Source organism: Paraburkholderia sp. RL17-381-BIF-C (genome assembly GCF_046026435.1).
In the GTDB taxonomy this organism is placed as follows: Bacteria; Pseudomonadota; Gammaproteobacteria; order Burkholderiales; family Burkholderiaceae; genus Paraburkholderia.
In genome coordinates this window covers 1-2,353 of the sequence record NZ_JARESX010000166.1, presented here as the reverse complement: position 1 = coordinate 2,353, position 2,353 = coordinate 1, and the positions used below count along the sequence as shown (strand labels likewise).

Below are 2,353 nucleotides of genomic sequence, written 5' to 3'. Positions count from 1 at the left end.
AGTGGGGCGATTACTGCCTCATGCAACCGGTATAGACTGCCCGACTCTCGCGTAGTCGCGATCGGCAGCACGCGACCCGAAGCGGTCATCCGTTTTGCTTCAAAGCGGTCATTCGGTGCCAAAGACGCCCGCCCCATCTAGCATCTCGACTAGTCCTTCCGGATAGATAGTCTCGCTGGTGCTAGACAGTTCCTCCCGGCTCCACCATTTGTGATCCGCCATGACTTCCATCTCTTCCGCAGTCCAACCGTCGCGTGAAATGGATTCCGTTTCAGCGTTGACGACGAAATACTGTTCGACCGCGAGCACATGCTCGCCGTCCGGTAATTGCAAGGGCACTTCGCGGCGGCCGACCGGGTGGGATACTTGCGCATTGCGAATGCCTGTTTCCTCACGGAGCTCTCGTATCGCTGCGTCCGCAAACGTCTCGCCGTGCTCGACACCGCCACCCGGGGTTGCCCAGTAGGCCTTTCCAGCGAGCGCCCCAGACTTATGCGCGAAACGGAACAACAACACGCGCCGCTCTGGGGTGGTGATCAGAAGCCTGGCCGAGGGCCGCCCGCGCATAGATTTCACGGATTTCTCGTACAGAGAATCAATATAGCCGCCATGCCCGGACATTGGCTTGACTCCTACGCGGACGAAGCCAAGCGACTCATAGTAGGCACATAGCGCGGTGTTTCTCGCGTCGCAACCAAGTCGAACCAAATGTCGGTTCAGAATGCTGACTTGGTTAGCGCACCAATCGATCATGAAACTCCCAAGTCCAAGGCCGTTAAAGCCTTTTCTTACAGAAAGTCCATGCACGTAACCCGCGATTGGCTCTTGAGTTCCCCAGTACACTTCATCATCCCAATCCAGAGAAAACGTCCCCACGGGCATGCGGTCCTGCTCCACAACATACACCGCTCTGCGTGAGAGACTGTTTAGCACCCATCCTTCGGAAAAGCCATCTCCTTCCTTGCCCCATGCATAGTCGCCGTGAGCCACCTTTTTCGCATGCGCGTCGTTCCGGATCTGTGTAACAGCCGGTACGTCATCGGCTGTTGCTCTGCGGATGTTTTTTGAGGTCATCGTTTAGGGCTCCATCCGTTGTGAAGTTGGTCAATTCGATCGCCGTCGCCAGATCTGTCGAATCCCAGGTAGCGAAGTGGTCGGCGATCGACTGTCGCCGACCCAGGCGACGGTGCCGGACGTCTCCATGTGTGGGCAGAACTCAGCCCGAAGGTGATTAGATTAAGTCGACGTCGACGTGTGAGTCGCCGCGTGGCCCGGTCACTGGTGACCCTGCATCACTACTGCGTTTGTTTCCCGTCCACTTTCCTTTCACGCCATAACCGGAGCAACTCCTCTTGGTCGCCGACCCGTCCTTCAAAAGTGGGAACGCCGTCTGGAATCAAAAACCATGGCTGTTTGCTACGCGTAAATATGTGCGCTATAGGGGTAAATTCGCTTTGGTTCAGTAATGTCCCCGGTCTGACTATCGCCAAATGGGGCTGATCATTTGGCTCTGCCCAAAGCCGGGTGTCACAGCGCGGACATGCCTTGCTACGCCGCTGCCCACGACCAAAGTCAAATATCAGCATGATCGGCTCACCTTCTACAACATGCAAATCGGCTCGACGGACCCACATCACAGGTAGCGCAGCGCCGCCTGTTCTCTGCTGACATATAGTGCAATGGCAAACATAAAAAGTGAGCGGCTCATGCCTGAGCTCAAACTTAATCTGACCACAGAGGCAGCCGCCGATGTAGGGTGCGGGCATACGAGGGCTCCTAGATGCCGCGGGTTGGAATCGGTGAGTTTTGTTAGCCCGGTATGTACATGAGCCGGCGACGAATTGTCGACGATCCGTTGACAATTGTCGAACGCTCACTTCTGGGCCGATCACTGCCCCATGCGAGCGGCATGGACTGCGCGAATCTCACACCGCCGCAAGCTGACCAACCGTCGATAAAAAGGTGCTCAGTGCTGAAGGTTTATCCATTTCTGAGCAAATTCGTAATTAATGCCCTGCCATACGAATGTCCGCGCCCCAACTACGAGGCAAGCTGTAAATACGATTAGCGCCGCGATAAAAAGAATCTTGGTGACCCGTCCCACGTCATTTCCCTCATTCACGCTCTGTTCGGAATTCTAAACAAAGACATTTTCTGCCACTTGTCTTGCGAGGAAAAAAGTTGAGCACGCTTGGTGAGGAACCGCAAGCCTGGTTACCTCATCGATCGTGAACGAGGAAACGGTCGCAATGGCCCTCAGAAAGAATGCTCACGCTCACGACACGCCGTCGAGTTGAGGCTGAACGGTCGGTATCGGTGCAGCGCAGTTAAAGTCACCGGAAGCGAATTCAAG

The 2,353-nt window shown here is 55.4% G+C and carries 2 protein-coding genes; both read right to left on the bottom strand.

The window, feature by feature from the left end:
* Nucleotides 1-108: 108 nt before the first annotated feature.
* The gene (locus P0D70_RS36400; protein ID WP_408188082.1) at nt 109-1,074 is read right to left on the bottom strand and encodes a bifunctional GNAT family N-acetyltransferase/NUDIX hydrolase; all 966 of its coding nucleotides are present in this window, start codon (nt 1,072-1,074) and stop codon (nt 109-111) included.
* Nucleotides 1,075-1,295: 221 nt separating this feature from the next.
* The gene (locus P0D70_RS36395; RefSeq protein WP_408188081.1) at nt 1,296-1,766 is read right to left on the bottom strand and encodes a GFA family protein; all 471 of its coding nucleotides are present in this window, start codon (nt 1,764-1,766) and stop codon (nt 1,296-1,298) included.
* Nucleotides 1,767-2,353 lie beyond the last annotated feature (587 nt).